General features: G+C 45.8%; 13 protein-coding genes. 7 read left to right on the forward strand and 6 right to left on the reverse strand.

Features of this window, described 5'->3' with window-relative positions:
- Nucleotides 1-38: 38 nt before the first annotated feature.
- The 4 genes from BLV62_RS09560 to BLV62_RS09575 all read left to right on the forward strand — a co-directional run bounded on the left by BLV62_RS09560 (nucleotide 39) and on the right by BLV62_RS09575 (nucleotide 4,630).
- The gene (locus tag BLV62_RS09560) at nucleotides 39-1,373 is read left to right on the forward strand and encodes a TolC family protein (RefSeq protein WP_089761060.1); all 1,335 of its coding nucleotides are present in this window, start codon (nucleotides 39-41) and stop codon (nucleotides 1,371-1,373) included.
- Between the two features lie 3 nt (nucleotides 1,374-1,376).
- Nucleotides 1,377-2,444, forward strand: a complete 1,068-nt coding sequence (locus BLV62_RS09565; RefSeq protein WP_089761062.1) for an HlyD family secretion protein — start codon at nucleotides 1,377-1,379, stop codon at nucleotides 2,442-2,444.
- Between the two features lie 11 nt (nucleotides 2,445-2,455).
- The gene (locus BLV62_RS09570; protein WP_089761064.1) at nucleotides 2,456-4,048 is read left to right on the forward strand and encodes an MFS transporter; all 1,593 of its coding nucleotides are present in this window, start codon (nucleotides 2,456-2,458) and stop codon (nucleotides 4,046-4,048) included.
- A 384-nt stretch (nucleotides 4,049-4,432) separates the two neighbouring features.
- Nucleotides 4,433-4,630, forward strand: a complete 198-nt coding sequence (locus tag BLV62_RS09575) for a hypothetical protein (protein WP_089761066.1) — start codon at nucleotides 4,433-4,435, stop codon at nucleotides 4,628-4,630.
- Here BLV62_RS09575 and glk read toward each other — a convergent pair.
- Entirely contained in the window at nucleotides 4,609-5,658 is a 1,050-nt protein-coding gene (glk, locus tag BLV62_RS09580; protein WP_225889616.1) for a glucokinase, read from the reverse strand. The genes BLV62_RS09575 and glk overlap by 22 nt on opposite strands.
- 456 nt (nucleotides 5,659-6,114) lie before the next feature.
- Nucleotides 6,115-7,050: a thiopeptide-type bacteriocin biosynthesis protein gene (locus BLV62_RS09590; RefSeq protein WP_168927881.1), complete on the reverse strand. Its 936-nt coding sequence runs from the start codon at nucleotides 7,048-7,050 to the stop codon at nucleotides 6,115-6,117.
- Between the two features lie 54 nt (nucleotides 7,051-7,104).
- On the opposite strand from BLV62_RS09590, the gene BLV62_RS09595 reads away from it, so the two are divergent.
- Entirely contained in the window at nucleotides 7,105-8,886 is a 1,782-nt protein-coding gene (locus BLV62_RS09595) for a glycoside hydrolase family 15 protein (RefSeq protein ID WP_089761073.1), read from the forward strand.
- Nucleotides 8,887-8,962: 76 nt separating this feature from the next.
- Here the strand turns inward: BLV62_RS09595 and BLV62_RS09600 are convergent, their stop codons facing one another.
- The 4 genes from BLV62_RS09600 to BLV62_RS09615 all read right to left on the reverse strand — a co-directional run bounded on the left by BLV62_RS09600 (nucleotide 8,963) and on the right by BLV62_RS09615 (nucleotide 14,841).
- Nucleotides 8,963-11,140, reverse strand: a complete 2,178-nt coding sequence (locus BLV62_RS09600) for a bifunctional alpha,alpha-trehalose-phosphate synthase (UDP-forming)/trehalose-phosphatase (RefSeq protein WP_089761075.1) — start codon at nucleotides 11,138-11,140, stop codon at nucleotides 8,963-8,965.
- 267 nt (nucleotides 11,141-11,407) lie between these two features.
- Nucleotides 11,408-12,319: an EamA family transporter gene (locus BLV62_RS09605; protein ID WP_089761076.1), complete on the reverse strand. Its 912-nt coding sequence runs from the start codon at nucleotides 12,317-12,319 to the stop codon at nucleotides 11,408-11,410.
- Nucleotides 12,316-12,930 carry a CGNR zinc finger domain-containing protein gene (locus BLV62_RS09610; protein WP_089761078.1) on the reverse strand — a complete coding sequence of 205 codons (615 nt, stop codon included), beginning with the start codon at nucleotides 12,928-12,930 and terminating at the stop codon, nucleotides 12,316-12,318. The genes BLV62_RS09605 and BLV62_RS09610 overlap by 4 nt, the downstream gene beginning before the upstream one ends.
- A 276-nt stretch (nucleotides 12,931-13,206) precedes the next feature.
- The gene (locus tag BLV62_RS09615; RefSeq protein WP_139170053.1) at nucleotides 13,207-14,841 is read right to left on the reverse strand and encodes a hypothetical protein; all 1,635 of its coding nucleotides are present in this window, start codon (nucleotides 14,839-14,841) and stop codon (nucleotides 13,207-13,209) included.
- Nucleotides 14,842-14,954: 113 nt separating this feature from the next.
- Between BLV62_RS09615 and BLV62_RS09620 the strand changes: the two genes are divergently transcribed.
- Together BLV62_RS09620 and BLV62_RS09625 are read left to right on the forward strand one after the other, a co-directional pair.
- A complete protein-coding gene (locus tag BLV62_RS09620) occupies nucleotides 14,955-15,842 on the forward strand; it encodes a decaprenyl-phosphate phosphoribosyltransferase (protein WP_089761082.1) in 888 nt (295 codons plus the stop codon).
- Complete coding sequence (locus BLV62_RS09625) at nucleotides 15,842-17,173, forward strand: FAD-binding oxidoreductase (RefSeq protein WP_089761084.1); 1,332 nt, start codon at nucleotides 15,842-15,844, stop codon at nucleotides 17,171-17,173. Before BLV62_RS09620 ends, BLV62_RS09625 begins: the two co-directional genes overlap by 1 nt.
- Nucleotides 17,174-17,187 lie beyond the last annotated feature (14 nt).

The raw sequence follows: 17,187 nt of genomic DNA on the forward strand, positions 1-17,187 counted from the left end.
GGCATCAATCGGAACTTTGCATCTTCATCACCTTAAATATGTTTATAAAAGTTAATAACTGGTTGGTCGTGGTGGTGATCACTATGATTTGTATCACTCACCAGGCCAGGAGCCAGGACCCTGAAAGAAGATCACTAACGTTAACGGATGTATGGAAACAGGCGGAGGTTTATAACAAGCAGTTGCAAATGCAATATCTCCGTGTCGAAAGCCTGGAAGAACGGACCAAAGCAGCAAAAGACGAACGTTTACCGGAAGTAAAGGCAAATGGTTTGTATGCGAGAGTATCTAACCTGGCCATATACGAAGACGGCCTTTTCAAGGCGCCCACGCAGTTTCCGGTAGTGCATGAGTACTATTCGGTAGGGGGAGATGCTTACCTGAATCTTTATAACGGCGGCAAAACATCCCGTGAAATAAAAGCCAGGCAAACGGAGGCGGAATTAGCCAAGGAACAGCAAAAGCTGACGGCCTCCGAGATCCGCTATAAAGCAGCGGCTTTATATCTTGATGTGTACCGGGGAAGGATGTACGAAAAGGTGCTCAACCAGTATATCCGTGACCGTGAAAAAGAACTGGAAGAGATCAGGCAGCTTTTTAAGAACGGAGTAGTATTGAAAAGCGATGTACTGAGAGCGGAACTGAACCTCTCCAAACAACGGATGTCGTTGCTGGAGATCAGGAACGGCATAAAGATCGCCAATCAGCGGCTGAACATCATGATAGGGCAGCCAGACAGCGTAGATAATCAACTGGCTATGGATACCCTGGTCGTAGATGCGCATGCCGACCGTAGCTACGAAGATTTTGTAGCCGACGCTTACCATAATTCCTTCGAATTCAAGATATCAGAAAAAGAAACACAGCTCAGTGAATTAAGGCTAAAGGACGTAAAAAGCAACATCCTGCCAAAGGTGGGACTCTATGCGGAGTATGGCTACACTTATCCGCAGATCCAATTTTATCCCTATGCCATTTCATTATACGGACTCGGACAGGCAGGAGTGAAGGCAAGTATGCCGCTTTCGGCTCTTTACCAGAACAAACATAAAAAAGCTGAAGCGAAGATCAACCTTGAACGGCAGGAGATAGAACATGCCGATATCCAGGACCAGGTCAGAGAAGCGGTAAGAACTGCGTACCTGAGATATACTGAAGCGTTAACGCGCATACAGGTAGCCAATGATAATATTACCCAGGCTAAAGAAAATTTCAGGATTGTCAACAATACCTATTTCAATCAATTATCGCTGCTTACAGATCTGCTGGATGCTGAAACGCAGCTTCTGCAGGCACGTTTCGACCTCACCACCGCGGCTGTTACAGCACAGCTCCAGTATTATCAATTATTGAAAGCAACAGGCAACCTTTAGCATATGAACACGACGAATATCAATACCAATACCAATAAAACCGACAGGCTGATATCCAGGATCACCACGATTATCGCCATCATCGTGGTCATCTTACTATTAATCTGGGGAATTAAGACCCTGTTCCATCACTTTAATTACGAAGAAACAAATGACGCACAGGTAGATGAATATATCAATCCTGTTGTGGCAAAGGTTACTGGTTACATACAGGAGATCAGGTACGAAGAGAACCAGGAAGTGAAGAAAGGCGATACGCTGGTGATCATTGATAACAGTGAATATGCCGCCCAGCAACAGGAGGCAGAAGCCTCGCTGCTCAATGCCAAGGCGCAGGTAGATATTCTCAGGACCAATGTCACTACTGCATCGCAGGCTTCTAAAGTGAACCAGTCGCAGATTGCAGCTGCCAAGGCAAAGCTGGTGCACCAGGAACAGGAATACGACAGGTATAAAAAACTATATGATGTTGAATCGGCTACCAAACAGCAGTTGGAAAGAGTGGAAGCCGCGCTGGCTGTAGCCAGGTCTGATTACCAGACGGCGTTGGATGCTTACCAGGCTTCTGTAGCCAGGATCAATGATACGAGAGTGCAGCAGGAAGCGCTGGAAGCGGAGATAAAAAGAAGAGAAGCAGTGGTAACCAAAAACAATCTCAATGTTTCGTATACGATCATCACGGCGCCCTATAACGGAAAAATGGGAAGGCGTACCGTACAGCGGGGGCAGCTGATCCAGGCAGGGCAAGTGATCGCGTATATCGTTGATTGGGAATCAGGTAAGTGGGTTGTTGCCAATTTTAAAGAAACACAGATCCGTCATATGGCCATCGGTGAAACGGCGCATATTACCATAGATGCCTTCCCCGGACAAACGTTCACCGGGAAGATCGAATCGCTGGCCGGGGCTACCGGAAGCCGGTTTTCGCTGTTACCGCCTGATAATGCAACCGGTAATTTCGTAAAGATAGCACAACGCATCCCGGTACGTATACGGCTAAACGGAAAACCTGAAGAGTTAAAAGCGTTGGCGGCAGGAATGAATGCCAATGTATCAGTGTCTAAAGAATAATCAACGGATCGATGGGTAAGAAGCAAGTTTTTCGTTCGTGGGTCCCTGAATGGCTGATACGGTTAAACATCTTTTTAGTGATGTTTCCTACCGTTATGCTGTTCGCATTGTCGACCGCGAATGTTAACGCGGCAACAGGGTTTTATGGAGTAGAGCCGCATGATATACAATTTTCCATGTTGATCTACTATGCGGCGCTGGTGGCGTTTACGCCGCTGGAGAAGCGTTTTTTCAGTCGCATTGCTACGAAAGAATATTTCGTTATCTGCCTGGCGTTGCAGGTAATGATCACATTCTGGGCTTACCAGTCACGTGATTTGTATGGGTTGTTTGTATGCCGGTTCCTGCAGGGGATTGTGAACTGCGGCGTGACAAGTATTTGCCTCACTTTGCTGTTCAGCCGTTTACGTTCTGAGCATGCAAGAGAAACAGGGTATGCGATTTTTTATGGGATGATCCTTTGCGCCAGCTCCTTAACGTCTTTGGTGACGGCGCAGCTGGTAGATGATTATGAGTACAATGTGCTGTATAAAATGATGATCTATGCGTTTGTTCCCGGGGCGGTATTGCTGCTGCTGATCATGAACAAAGTGCATCTAACCCGCAAAATGCCATTATACCAGCTCGACTGGACCAGCTTTTTCATATATGCGCCTATGTTGATTATGATCGGGTACATCCTCATATACGGGCAGCAGTACTACTGGTTGCAGGACCCAACCATCAGGTGGTGTTTGGCGGGCGTTATATTCCTGGGAGTGGTGTTTGTTGTTCGGCAGCTGCACCTGAAACGTCCTTTTATTAATATGGCAGTATTCAGGTCGAGGGGTTTTGTATTCGGGATAGTGCTTTTGGCTGGCTTATATGTGATTCGCGGGGCTTTTAATGTAACAACCGCATACTTCAGCGTGGTGCTTGGGATGGATCCGTTGCATACCTACGAGTTGCTGATCTACAATATTATCGGGATCATCATCGGTGCAGTTACCGCGGCTAACCTGGTGATCCAGCGCCGCCCGCTTCAGTTTATATGGCTGGTAGGCTTTTTCCTGTTGCTGGTGTTCCATGGTTCTATGTACTTCCTGTTTGCGGCGGAGGCGGACCAGTCTACATTCATTGCGCCGCTGGTGATACAAGGTCTGGGAGCCGCCATGTTACTGACGCCGATCGTCTTGTTTATTATTTCGTCCGTACCAGAAAAGATCAGCGCTTCAGCTTCAACGGCGGGGGTATTCGTAAGATATACGTCGTTTGCTTTAAGTACAGCCTCCATTAATTATTTCTCTTTATTCTTTTCCCGAACTCATACCAACAGCCTGAGCGAGAATACTTCAATTTTAAACGTGCAGGCAGCCCAACGGCTGCACGCTTACCAGGGAGCTTTGCAAGGCCGCGGTTTAATGAGCGACCAGGCGGCGAAGGTGGCGCCGGCATTGTTAGACAAGGCAGTTCAGAAGCAGGTTTTCATGAAATATGCGATGGATTATTATGAGTTGATCGCAATATTGATCCTCGTGTTGATGTTGCTGGTTATTATGACGCCGTATATCAATCGTACGATCATTAATGTAAGATCGAACCAACCTGCGGCGGCTACGGTTTAAAATTTTTAGAAGGGGAGATAGATAGAAGAGAGGTTATTGAAGAAAGTTTTGCCAGGAAGTTGGCCGGCTACTGATGCCAATTCAAATTCCCGCTTTAATCAGTGTGAAATTTAAAAGCTTGTAAGGGGTTAGAGGAGCGTCTGAAGAAGAAAACGGGCTTCCTAAAACGCCTAAAAGTGGTTTTAAATGGGCTGTGCCCTAGAAGAAGAAAATGTAGGTAGTGTCTATATACCTGATATTCTATTTAACATAATATAAATTATAGGAAATATCGATCAACACGAAACCTTACAAAAAGCGAATCTGCCGATAGCCAACTTCTTTAAGTTTTAAAATCGGGCCGGCCAATTTTTGCAAACCTTTTTTGTGTGTAATTAATTGAAAATGAAAGCGCTGAGAATTGAATATCTGAAACGCGCCTTACCTGATGTACAGATAATTCAATTCTCAGCGCCTTGGAAGAAAGCAGCTTTTGGGGAATATTTTAACATGAAATTAAGTGGGCTTGACTCTCCCCTTGCCAAATTACTTTGCGGTCAACAAATCATTAAAATACACGATTATTTCATCAGCGTGGCATAATACGCAGCGCCCCATAAAGCAGCTTTATCGTTTGCCACGATATGTATCGGCACACTGCTCAATAACTCCGCCATTCGGTCGCTTTGCATATAATGATGATAGAATTCTCCTGTTTGCAGCAACTGGGAAATCCTTGGAGGTATGCCGCCGCCGAGGAATAGTCCGCCGGTTGCTTTCAGTTTCAACACCAGGTTACTGGATTCGCGGGCCAGGTAACGCACGAACAATTCCATGGTTTTATTACAGATCGGGATATCTGCTTCGATAGCGCCCTTGCTGATCTCGGCAGCTGCATCGCCATTGGCAATGGCAGTTCTTAAAGCGTAAGGTTCTTCAAGACCTTTGACATCTCTCAGGAATTCAAAAATATCTTTTAATCCGGGTCCACTGATCACCCGTTCGGCGCTCACGATCTCATATTTGTCCTGCAGGTATCTCATGAGCAGGATATCCAGGTCTGTTCGTGGTGCGAAATCTGTGTGCCCGCCCTCCGTAGGAAACGGATGATGCAATTTACCATCCCAGTATATTCCTGCCATTCCCAAACCGGTTCCGGGTGCTATGATCGCCATGTTCCCGGCTGCATTCTTTTCACCGGTATGTATAGTGGTCAGGTGACTGGCGGATAACGTGGCCAACCCGTATGCAGTTGCTTCCAGGTCGTTGATCAGCGCCACAGACTGCACACCGGTCGCCTTCCTGATATCCGCCTCGCTCAATGACCTGGAGAGATTGGTTAAATCCACTTCTCCGTCAACCACGGGCCCGGCAACGCCAATGCATATACGCTGGGGCGGAGTTTCGGGGCTTTCCGCGATAAATTCCCTGATCAATTCTGCGAAGTTTTCATGGTCTTTGGAGGCAAATTTCTCATCGCGGATCATGTCTAACTCTCCGTTTACCACGCTGCATATCGCAAGGTTTGTTTTGGTGCCGCCCAGGTCTCCCGCTACCAGGTAGATCTTTTCATTCTTCGCTTCCGGTGTAATAAAATGAGGTAAATACTGTTGCATCTCTGAAATCTGCATTGTATCGGTCTTTTTACTAAAATAAGGTATTAGTTTGATACCTCTCGCAAATTAGTAATCCGCCCGGAAGTATGAAGCTTTTCCGGCGCTCCCAGCTTGCCGGGTGATACTGCATCGTGTAAACAAGCCAACCTCACCGATCGTCTTCCATTACAATACACCCATTTCTCGCTAATCCGTCCAATAGTTCCCGTACAATGTGTTCTACGTCAGATCTTTTAGGCACTGGATTCTTCTGCAGGTAAAAGATCCGGGATTTATCAAAAAAGTCCACTAAATCATCGATGGTCGTATTATGATTTCTATTAGAATGAATAAAGAAAAGAATCAATGAGTTTAGCCAATGATAGTCGGATATTCTCACAATATCGCCTGAAGAGTGTTTGTAAAGAACCCCATATGGTTCCTCAAAAAACACACGATCTCCATTTATTACTAATGTTCCCGTCATATATCTTATGAATTAATTTCTTGTTGCTTACGGGCGTCGACCGCAATATCTGATGCATTTAAGGTGTGTCGGGCAGCATTATAATACATATACAAAAATTCATAGACCAAGAGTTCATGCAGTCGTTCTTTATGTGTAATTAACCTGTTTAACATCATGTGAACCAGGCTCGACATGAGACTGAATGGGTCAATTGTTAACCTTTGCTCTTCTTTAAGCGCTGAAATAGCTTTCAATTGCTCATTCAACGCCGCTTTACGCTGATTCAGCAACGGCATGATCTCCCTGAACCTGCCTGTCTGATCATTTTTCCTGTTCAATAACTCTGCAATGTCTTTTCTATGCAGCGCATATTTCTCGTTAACCTTTTTCATAAAGGGATCAAACTCCTTCTGGTATTCTTTCCGCACTGCGTCTGCAAAGTTGATTTTTTCCTGCAGCGTTAACCCCAGGTCAGAAAGCAGGTCATCTGTCAGGCGCAATCCGATCAAAAACGTGAGATTAGGATTGCTTCTGCGCTGTACATAGCCAATAATCGGCAAGGCAAATAAACTATCAATAAAAAATATGGATTCACATATTTCCATAGATGTCGATCCATACCGTTCAATTTCTCTCGAGTAAGTATCTGGCTGTATTTTCCATATCAGGTTACCGTATTCTGATTCGGAAATGGCAGAATTCAGAAGGTTTGATAACTCGCTTACTTTATCGGGGGTTGTAAGCAGGAAACGGAGCCTGATATGATAGTCCGGGTCCTGGTATTTAACAAAGAACCATTTGGAAGCAAGTCCCCCCTGCATGATCCTGTTCACCATTGGATGAATTACTTCACTCAGAATCAGGTCGGCAGAACTGATGCCACAATAAAGCTTGACATAAAACCATTCGCTTCCCAATCCGAAATTTCTTTGCGGCAGATTAGCGATATCAAAGGTCACCAATACTGGAACAGCTTTTGCCTCAAGAAAGCCTGTAATTTAAACATATTCGATATGGAAAGACATACCTATCAGACTGGCATTATTGGCAACTGTGCGTTTATTGCACATATCAACAAAAATACCAACCTGGATTGGCTCTGCTGGCCCCGAATGGACAGTACTTTTATATTCGGCGGACTGCTGGATAAAGAAAAAGGCGGTGAATTTTCCATTCTTCCTGAAGGCGGTTATACTTCCTACCAGTACTATATGGAAAACACCAACGTGTTGTGTACGGAAATTACCACCTCTGAGGGAAGCTACAGGATCACCGACTACGCGCCCCGGTTCTACCAGTACGAACGTTTCTTTAAACCGTTGATGATGATCCGCAAAGTTGAGCCCCTGGAAGGCTCGCCGAGGATCAGGGTTAAATGTCGCCCCGTTTGCGATTATGGCGCTTTCCAGCTAAAAGCCATGCGAGGCAGCAGCCATATCGAATTTGCAGGATGTGATGAAAATATCCGGTTAACTACGAATATCCCTGTCAGTTACCTGTTCGATCAAGAGTATTTTGTACTGAACGATACCCGTTACCTGGTGCTGACTTACGGACGCCCGCTGGAAGCCGCCCTGGTAAGTACCGCAGAACATTTCTTAAGGGAAACCATTATTTACTGGCGCTCCTGGATCAAGCAATCTTCCATCGCCAATTATTTCCAGCCTTACGTGATCCGCTCGGCCCTCACCCTGAAAATACACCAATACGAAGATACAGGCGCTATTATAGCCGCCAGCACCACCAGTTTGCCCGAATTTCCAAACAGTGGCCGAAACTGGGACTACCGTTATTGCTGGATGCGTGACACTTATTACGTGATCACCGCGTTGAATCACATTGGGCATTTCGAGGAAATGGAAAGATATTTCGGGTATATAACGGATATCTCCTTTTCCGGCGAAATGCGCTACCAACCGCTGTATGGGATTACCGGACAAAAAACGCTGACTGAAAATATACTTCCTGAACTGGATGGTTATTTAGGTAACAAGCCTGTACGAATTGGAAACCAGGCATATGAGCATATACAGAACGATATCTACGGCCAGGTCCTGATCTCAATGCTCCCCCTATATACTGATCACCGTTTCATCTTCTCGGAAAGAAAAGATTCTGCCAGGTGGATAGAATTACTTCTGAATAAAATAGAAAGGACCATCGATGAAAAAGACGCGGGGATCTGGGAGTTCAGGAATATGGCTAACATCCATTGCTATACGAACCTGTTCCAGTGGGCAGGCTGCAGCGCCGCAGAAAAAATGGCTAAGACCATCGGTAACGAGAACCTGCTGAAACGCGCTTCTGCCCTGAAAGCTAAAGCCGCCGCCCATATAGAAAGTTGTTATGATCCTGAAAGAAAGGTCTATACCAATGCCGCTGGCGGTAAAGACCTGGATGCCAGCACCCTGCAACTCATTATGATGAATTACCTGGACCCTTCTTCTCAAAGAGCCCGGGATCACCTGGCTGCACTTGAAAAAGAACTGAAAACACCGGAAGGACTTTTCTACAGGTACCGGCATGCCGATGATTTCGGAAAACCTCATACCACTTTCCTCGTGTGTGCATTCTGGTATGTAGAGGCATTAGCCTGTGTAGGCAGACTGGAAGATGCTCAAAGAGAATTTGCACAACTGCTGCAATATTCCAATCACCTGCTTTTATTCAGTGAAGACGTAGAATCTGCCAACGGCAGTCAATGGGGTAACTTCCCTCAGGCATATAGCCATGTAGGGTTAATGAACGCAGCATATCGCATAGCCATGAAAATGGATATGCCTATATTCCTGTAAAACATATAACTTAAAAAATAAGGAGCGGAGATCCAGATGTACAGGTCTCCGCTCCTTATTTTTTGCGAGCAATTATTTAGGATTTAGGCAGCGTGCGCAGGAAATGCCTTACTTCGTGGTAGCTACGCAGGTAGTACTGTGCAGCAGATACCTGGCTTCCTACTTTGATGGTAGTGGCTTCTAAGGGAAGCGCTTTAAAGATATCTTCATCTGTCACATCATCTCCCATAGCCATTATGAAATCATAGGGCTGATGATTCAACCAGCTCAATGCAGCTTTTCCTTTATTGATCTCTATATTCTTTACTTCTATCACTTTATCGCCAGGCAGCACCTGCAGGCCTTTTTCTACAGTAAAATAGCGAAGGGTGTTCATTAATTCATTCGCTCTCAGTTCTCCCAATCCGGATTCCACCTTCCGGTAATGCCAAACCAGCGAAAAGCTTTTCTCTTCTATAAAAGCGCCAGGGGTACGGTCTGTAGCCAGTTCCATGATTGGCAGGATCTCTTTTTTCCAGGTATCGCTTAAGCCGGGGAGCTGGTACCACTCTCCTTCCTTTGTCTTCTGCCAGGCGCCGTGTTCGGCAATAAGATCCAGTTTCAGATGCCCGAACCATTCTCCAAGAGTTACATGATTCCGGCCACTGATGATCACCACATCATTTCCGGGAACAGAAGATAACTCTCTCAGGAGCTGGTACAGGTCCTGGTCTGGCGAGGCCTGGTCGATATTCGACTGGAACCCTACCAGGGTACCATCGTAATCCAGGAAAATGATCCGTCGTTTGGCAACCTGGTATTGGTGCCTGATCAGTGTAGCCGTTTCCTGGCTTACCCTGCGGGCCAGCATATTCTGCTGCATTTCATTCACTTCCCTTAAACGGGTCATGAACAGCTTCACCCAGTGGTTGACATTAAACTTGGCCACTACTGTACGCATGGCCTTCATCCTTCTCTCCTGCTCTGCTTTCGGCATATTGATCGCCTCCACAATGGAGCGGGTAATAGCGCCAATATTATTCGGGTTAACGATGAGCGCATCAATTAATTCTTTAGATGCCCCAGCCATTTCACTGAGGATCAGTACACCATCGTTGTTATTGCGGCTGGCCACATACTCCTTGCTAACGAGGTTCATTCCATCGCGCATCGGCGTCACCAGGCAGATATCAGCGAAGTTGTAAAGCGCAGATAAGGTTTCTATAGGGAACGACCTGTAAAAATATTGTATAGGATGCCAGGCAAGTGTTCTGAAACGGGCATTGATATTGCCTACCAGTTTATCTATCTCGTCCCGCAGGTCTTTGTACTGCGGTACTGTATCTCTTGACGGTACGACGATCATATACAGTACAACTTTACCGATATATTCCGGGTGTAATTGAAGCAACAGCTCAAAGGCCTGTAAACGCTGGAGTATCCCCTTGCTGTAGTCGAGCCGGTCGATCGAGAGCACCAGTTTTTCCTGCTGGAAGTTTTCTTTGAGTCTCTCCATCTGCTTCTGTACTTCCGGATCGCTTCCCAGTTTCGAATACTTTTCGAAATCAATACCCATAGGAAATGTTTCCACTACAATGGCCCTGTCGTTATAGGAAACAACGTTGGCTGAAGTCTGGGCTGGCAGGATCCTGCTCACTGCGTTCAGGAAATGACGGGTATCGTCAAATGTATGGAAGCCCATCAGGTCGGCGCCTAACATCCCTTCCAGGATTTCGGCCCGCCAGGGGATTAACCTGAATAATTCGAACGAAGGGAAAGGTATATGCTGGAAGAAACCAATGGAGATCTCGGGAAGTTCGGCACGCAGCATTCCCGGCAACAGGAGCAGCTGGTAGTCGTGTATCCAGATGATGTCTCCCGGGTCGGCTATCTTCAAAATAATATCCCTGAATTTTTTATTCACCTGGTAATAGGCATCCCAATAGCCCTGGTCGTAGCGGGCATAAACGCCCATATAGTGGAAAACCGGCCACAGTGTTTCATTGGAAAACCCTTCATAATAGTTATTTATTTCATCCTGAGATAAGAAAACAGGCAACAGGTTCATTTTCCTCAGTTGCTTCGTAACAGTCTCCTGCTCTTTCGGATCGGAAATTTCCTGGCCGGGCCATCCCACCCAGATGTTGTTTCCTTCGCGGTAAATAGAGCCTAATCCGGTGGCTAAGCCGCCTTCACTTGGCTGTAAATTGTATTCACCATTCGATTCAGAGATTTTTACTGGCAACCTGTTCGATACAATAATAGTCTTTCGCATAGTCAGTTTATATAATCTATTATCAAATTACTTTCAATCGAGTCAGCACCAACAAAACAAAAAATGCACCCAAAAGAGCGGAACCGTATTAACAGTATGTAAAGTGCAGCGAAAGCGGCGGTGGTTCATCAACAGGGTTATCCCGGAGCGGGATAAAGGCCGAGCCCGTATAAGCGTGATACTTGCAAGATAGCCTTTTTCAGGGGTAAAAGGAAGGAAAAAGCAGATATTTTGTCGAAATACACGATATATCTGCTTCTTTATCAATTATTTACTTGTCTTTTTTCCTAATGTCATCAAAACAACGCCTGAAATGACAATCGCAGCGGCTACCCCAACTATCGGGCTTAATGCCTCTTTTCCTACCAGGAAACCTAAGATCAGGGCCACAATAGGGTTCACATAAGCGTAGGTGGCAGTTAACCTGGGCGGGGCATTTTTTGATAACCAGCTGTAAGAGCCGAAACCTACAAGCGAACCTACAAACACCAGGTAGAAATATGCCAGGATGCCTTCTGAGGTATTTTGGGAAATGGTATTAATGGCGCCTGGCTCCATCAAAAAGCTCAGCAACAAGGCAAACACTCCGCCTGTGAACATCTGGATACCGGTGCCTGTCAACTGCGCCGGCATAGGCAAACGCTTGATCAGCAAGGTGCCCAGCGCCCAACTGATACAGCCGCCTGTTACCACGGCTACCGGCCATAAAGGATATTCCCTGGTTTCGTGGTGCGAGCCAAATGGATTAAACAACAGGAACAAGCCGCAAAAGCCCACCCCAATTCCAAGTAATGTGAGCGTTGAAGGCCGTTGTTTGCTGAAAAATGCCCAATCAAACCCAATAATCCAGGCAGGTACCGCTGCTACTAATAGCGCTACCAATCCCGAGGGCATATAATGCACCCCTAAAGCGGTAACTGTATTACCCATTCCAATGAGCATAACGCCTATCAGCATCGCCGACAGCAATTGTTTTCTTTCAGGCCATGTCTTCTCTTTAATAATACCTATTGTCAGCATAATAGCTCCCGCGAGCAAAAAGCGAACAGCAGACAACATAAAGGGCGGGATGACCCCGGTGGCGATCTTCATTCCCAGGTAGGTTGATCCCCAGATAATGTAAACAGCTAACAAACATGCTACGAGCTTAGATGCATAGTTTCCTTTAAGATTGGTCATTGTTTCTTCTTTTTATTTTTCTGGTAATTCCGGGTAACTTTATCTATATCCCCGCAGGTGGACATACTGCACCATTTCCTTGACTGGTTTTTGCTTTTGTCGAGGAACAGCCAGCCGCATGCGGGACATTCCTTTAATTGCTTCAGCTCGTCGGAGGTCAACAACCCGGCGGCCGATTTTACCGGCCACCAATATAATTGCTCCGGAGCCGGCGCATTAAAATGAAGGACGCCCGCTCCCCTGTTCCACCCCATTTCAAGGTTAGAAAATGCTTCAGCAATGAAAGCATTGAATTGCAATTGCACATCAGTTGCAGGATTTTTTCGCTGCAAGATGGCTGTAAAAATGTCATACAACAGTTCTCTCAGTTGCAATGATTTTGCAAAAACCGCTGCCGCTTTTTGCGGGTAATCCTTTCCTAACCGTTCAATGGTATGCAGCAATTTTGGAGTCAGCATTTTCGTGTGCTCGTACCAGGCAACCAGCGATTTGAAATCTGCCAGGTAATCATGGAAAGTTTCGCGGTTCCGGTAATCAACCGTATTCACAAAATCCAGGCAAAAAATACCGCCGTCTAAACGCAGTGATTGAATGCTCTTGGTGGCTAACATATACTCCTGTTTAAGTGATGAATACAAAGATAAGAGAATTACTTAACCACCAAAACTTATTTTACTGGTTAATAAAAATCAGGGGTTTTATGTATGTTTCCGGCAACTAAAGTATCGCTATAGACCAAATAATAAAATAAGTTTAAATTCAATTAGTTATAAACTGAAAATAGCCTTCAAAAAGAAGGCTATCCCCAGCTATACTGATATAATTTTACCATGAAGATTTACGAAGATCCGGAGTAAATCGATTCATTTCTCCACAAGATACATAAATTATTTTACATATACTTCAATAATTGCATTTGTTGGTCTTCTTGGGGCCAGGAAAGTATCTACCTGCTGGTAATTTTTCTTCAGTTCTTCCCTCAATGCAAACGGGAAAAAGTTGTTTAAGGTCGGTGCATATTCGTAAAGGATGAGATCATAATGCTTATTCTGTACCTTCTCTTTAAATGCCGCCAACTGCCGGTTGAACATCCCTACCCCCAAATGATACCATAATGGGAAGTCGGGCCCCGTCTCTGTACGGTATGGAATAACAACCGCCAAAGGTGTCAATTCTGTCATGTTTAGCACTTTAATGTCTCCATTTTTCTTTTCTTTTACAACCGGTAATTGCAACAAACGATTTATTCCATTCACTGTAGAGGCCGGCATATAGATCTTTTTAAACGGAGCCAGATCTGTAAATACCCAGGTTGAAACCGGTACATCTGTGGTATCTGTGTTCACCATAAAATTCCTCCTGTTCACCACGTTCTCATGCTCCCCGTTTTTATCAGCAACAACTTCCTGCGCCGGGAACAGGCGGTCTGTAAACCGGCCGATGTATTTCCACCAGGTACCGGACCACCAGAACAGCACAAGCGCGGTAGCGCCCGCCAGGGCTTTAGTACGATCCAGGTTCAGTTGCAGGAGGTCGACCAGGTAGGTGGCAATAAAGGCAAAAGCGAAGCTATGGAAGAAGATATTGTTATCAGGCGGGGTATAACTGGTGACCTGGAAAATAGCCGCTTCTCCCAGAATACCTATTGTCAGCAACGCGAACAGCACATCCCGGCGCTGCCGGAACCAGGCGTTCCAGCTTTTGATGCCAGCCGCCAGGCATAAGCCTACCAATACAAGGTAGCCTTTTATCCAGTTGGAGTTACCCATGATCTCATCCGTAAAATCGTTCACCGCCAACCTGGAACTATGAGGCGGCTGCCCGTGGTTAAACCAATAGGCAAATCCCGGCATCAAAGGCGCTATAAATAAAATGGCAATTACCGCGTACATGCCAACAAATACCAGCAGGTCAACCCAGCGGCGGGTAACCAGGCAGTTGTAAGCCAGCAAACCTAAGCAAAGCATCAGCGCCATGCCCCCTCCATCCTGCTTCGTAAAGAGGGAAAGGAAAGTGAAGAATGCAGCGCCGGCCATCCAGGCATAACTACGTTTACGGTTATCCGAAAAGATAGCTTTCAGCAAAAAACTTAGTCCAACCAGTTCATACACGATAACCGTCTGGTTATACCAGGGCCAGAAATTGAAAAAGGAATACGATAATACAAACACCAGCACAGAGAGGAAGCGAACGCCAGGCCTCACCTGCAAACTTTTCAAGATCGACCTGAAGGCCAATCCCGAGATAATGTTGATGAACACCTGGGCTTTCACCAGTGAGATCATCTGGGGACCAAATATTTTAAAGAAGATAGCAGGAATGATCCAGTAACCATAACCTAAAGGCATCCCGAAATCCTTATATGGTATTTCGCCAATGGATAAACGGTATGCGCCTTCCCAGGAAAGAAAAATGTTGACACGGTAAGGAAATGTTACGAACAGTGGAACCAGTGCTAAACCAATAATAATACAGATTTCGGCAATCGATAAGCGGCTCTGCTTTAGGGACATCGTTGGCATAAAAGATTGGGATTCTCAGTTAATTATTATGTTACTGTTTAATGAACTGCGGCAAAAGTAATCGAATAAATTGTATCTTGACCCCGGAAAGAGACCAACTTTTTAAGTTCCCCATGAAATTTATCAGACTACTAAGGCCAAAACATTGGATCAAAAATGCGTTCCTGTTTATACCGCTTTTCTTTGCCGGAGAGATATTTCTTGTAGACAAAGTGATGACCGTACTGATCGCATTTGCTTCCTTTAGCTTAATTGCCAGTAGTATTTATATCCTGAACGACTACCGTGATATAGAAGCCGACAGGCAACATCCGGTAAAGTGCAAACGCCCGTTAGCCTCGGGAGAGATCTCTAAAACGGCAGCCCTGATGCTATTCATTGCCTGTATAGCCGGGGGTTTCGGATTAGGTTTCCTGGTTAAAGAGAAATTCGTCTTTGTACTGAGCATCTACTTCGTTCTCAACCTTTTTTACTGCCTGGGGCTTAAAAATATTTCCATTCTCGACATTATTATCCTCTCCATCGGCTTTGTGCTGAGAGTAAAAGCGGGCGGAGTTGCCTCGGGGATCGCCATGTCGGAATGGCTTACCATTATGATCTTCCTGCTGGCTTTATTTATGGCTATCGCCAAACGCAGGGACGATATCCTGATCCGCCTTGATTCAGGCAAGGAAGTACGGAAAGCCAGCAAAGGATACAACATGGATTTCCTGAATGTGATGCTGGCGGTTGTTTCGGCAGTGATCATTGTTGCCTACCTGATGTACGCCATTGCACCAGAGACACAGGCAAGGTTCCATACTTACCGCCTTTATTATACAACCCTGTTCGTTATTGGCGGATTATTGCGATATTTGCAAATAACCTACGTGGAGAACAATACCGGTTCTCCCACCAAGATCCTATATAAAGACCGTTTTATTCAATTAACCATACTCCTTTGGGTCCTGAGTTTTTATGTAATTATCTATTTACCAACAGATAAAAGCTTTTTTGAATAATGCAAAAACGGTTATCCAACTGGGGAAATTACCCGGTTATTACCAGTGAAGAAAATGCGTTTACCCAGGAAGATCAGTTAAAAAGATATGTAGCTGCTCATAAAGGTATCATTGCCAGGGGAAATGGCCGTTGTTACGGCGACGCTTCCCTTGGAAAGAACAACGTATCCATGCTCCGGTACGATAAAGTGCTGGCGTTCGATGTGCAGCAGGGAATTTTAGATGTACAGGCGGGGGTGACGCTGGATCAGCTGCTGGAGATCATTGTTCCGAAAGGCTGGTTCCTCCCGGTAACTCCCGGTACCAAATATATTACTGTAGGAGGCGCAGTAGCTTCCGATGTGCATGGCAAAAATCACCATGTCGACGGTACCTTCTCCAATCACGTGATTGATATGGATGTACTGCTGGCAGATGGTACAGTTATGACCTGCGGCCCCGACCGCCACACCGACCTGTTCCAGGCTACCGCCGGGGGAATGGGGCTTACCGGTATTATCACCCGGGTGAAGTTCACGCTTAAGAAGATCAGCACTGCCTATATCCGTCAGTCGCAATTCAAAGCGGCCAACCTGGATGAAGTACTTCGCCTGTTCGACGAATACAAGCACTATACTTACAGCATGGCGTGGATCGATTGCCTGCAGAAAGGCGATTCGTTCGGTAGGAGTATCCTCATCGTGGGAGAACATGCTACACCCGAAGAACTGAATGCGCAACAGCGGAAAGCGCCTTTAACGATCCCGCCTAAACGAAAGCTGGTAGTTCCTTTTAATCTTCCGTCTTTCGTTCTGAACAAGCTGACAGTCAAGGCATTCAACGCCTTGTACTACGCCAAGAACTATAAGAAGGAAATGCACAAAGTGATCCCCTACGAGCCGTTCTTCTACCCGCTGGACGCTATTCTGCACTGGAACAGGGGTTACGGGAAAGCTGGTTTTGTACAATACCAATTCGTTTTGTCGCTGGATCAGAAAGAAGGACTGGTAGCAATCATGAAGCGGATCAGTGAAAAAGGCTGGGGGTCGTTCCTTACCGTATTGAAAGTATTCGGCCCCCAGGATAGCCTCATCTCCTTCCCTATGGAAGGTTATACGCTGGCGATGGATTTCCCTGTAAGAAAAGGGTTGTTTGAATTCCTGGACGAGCTGGACGAGATCGTTCTGCAATACGGGGGGCGCCTGTACCTGTCGAAAGACGCCAGGATGCAGCAACAGATCTTCTGGAAAAGCTACCCTAACGCCCAGGCCTTTGCGGATATTGTTAAACAATACAACCCCGAAGCCCGTTTCGAATCGCTGCAGTCAGCACGTTTATTACTTACAAAATAATTATCTCGCTTACC

This window comes from Chitinophaga terrae (ex Kim and Jung 2007) (assembly GCF_900107795.1).
GTDB lineage: Bacteria > Bacteroidota > Bacteroidia > Chitinophagales > Chitinophagaceae > Chitinophaga > Chitinophaga terrae.

Excerpts from the sequence above, each read along its gene's own strand:
- BLV62_RS09560 (WP_089761060.1), top strand. The coding sequence starts at position 39 with ATGTTTATAAAAGTTAATAACTGGTTGGTCGTGGTGGTGATCACTATG.
- BLV62_RS09565 (WP_089761062.1), top strand. The coding sequence starts at position 1,377 with ATGAACACGACGAATATCAATACCAATACCAATAAAACCGACAGGCTG.
- BLV62_RS09570 (WP_089761064.1), top strand. The coding sequence starts at position 2,456 with ATGGGTAAGAAGCAAGTTTTTCGTTCGTGGGTCCCTGAATGGCTGATA.
- BLV62_RS09575 (WP_089761066.1), top strand. The coding sequence starts at position 4,433 with ATGAAAGCGCTGAGAATTGAATATCTGAAACGCGCCTTACCTGATGTA.
- glk (WP_225889616.1), bottom strand. The coding sequence starts at position 5,658 with ATGCAGATTTCAGAGATGCAACAGTATTTACCTCATTTTATTACACCG.
- BLV62_RS09595 (WP_089761073.1), top strand. The coding sequence starts at position 7,105 with ATGGAAAGACATACCTATCAGACTGGCATTATTGGCAACTGTGCGTTT.
- BLV62_RS09600 (WP_089761075.1), bottom strand. The coding sequence starts at position 11,140 with ATGCGAAAGACTATTATTGTATCGAACAGGTTGCCAGTAAAAATCTCT.
- BLV62_RS09605 (WP_089761076.1), bottom strand. The coding sequence starts at position 12,319 with ATGACCAATCTTAAAGGAAACTATGCATCTAAGCTCGTAGCATGTTTG.
- BLV62_RS09610 (WP_089761078.1), bottom strand. The coding sequence starts at position 12,930 with ATGTTAGCCACCAAGAGCATTCAATCACTGCGTTTAGACGGCGGTATT.
- BLV62_RS09615 (WP_139170053.1), bottom strand. The coding sequence starts at position 14,841 with ATGCCAACGATGTCCCTAAAGCAGAGCCGCTTATCGATTGCCGAAATC.
- BLV62_RS09620 (WP_089761082.1), top strand. The coding sequence starts at position 14,955 with ATGAAATTTATCAGACTACTAAGGCCAAAACATTGGATCAAAAATGCG.
- BLV62_RS09625 (WP_089761084.1), top strand. The coding sequence starts at position 15,842 with ATGCAAAAACGGTTATCCAACTGGGGAAATTACCCGGTTATTACCAGT.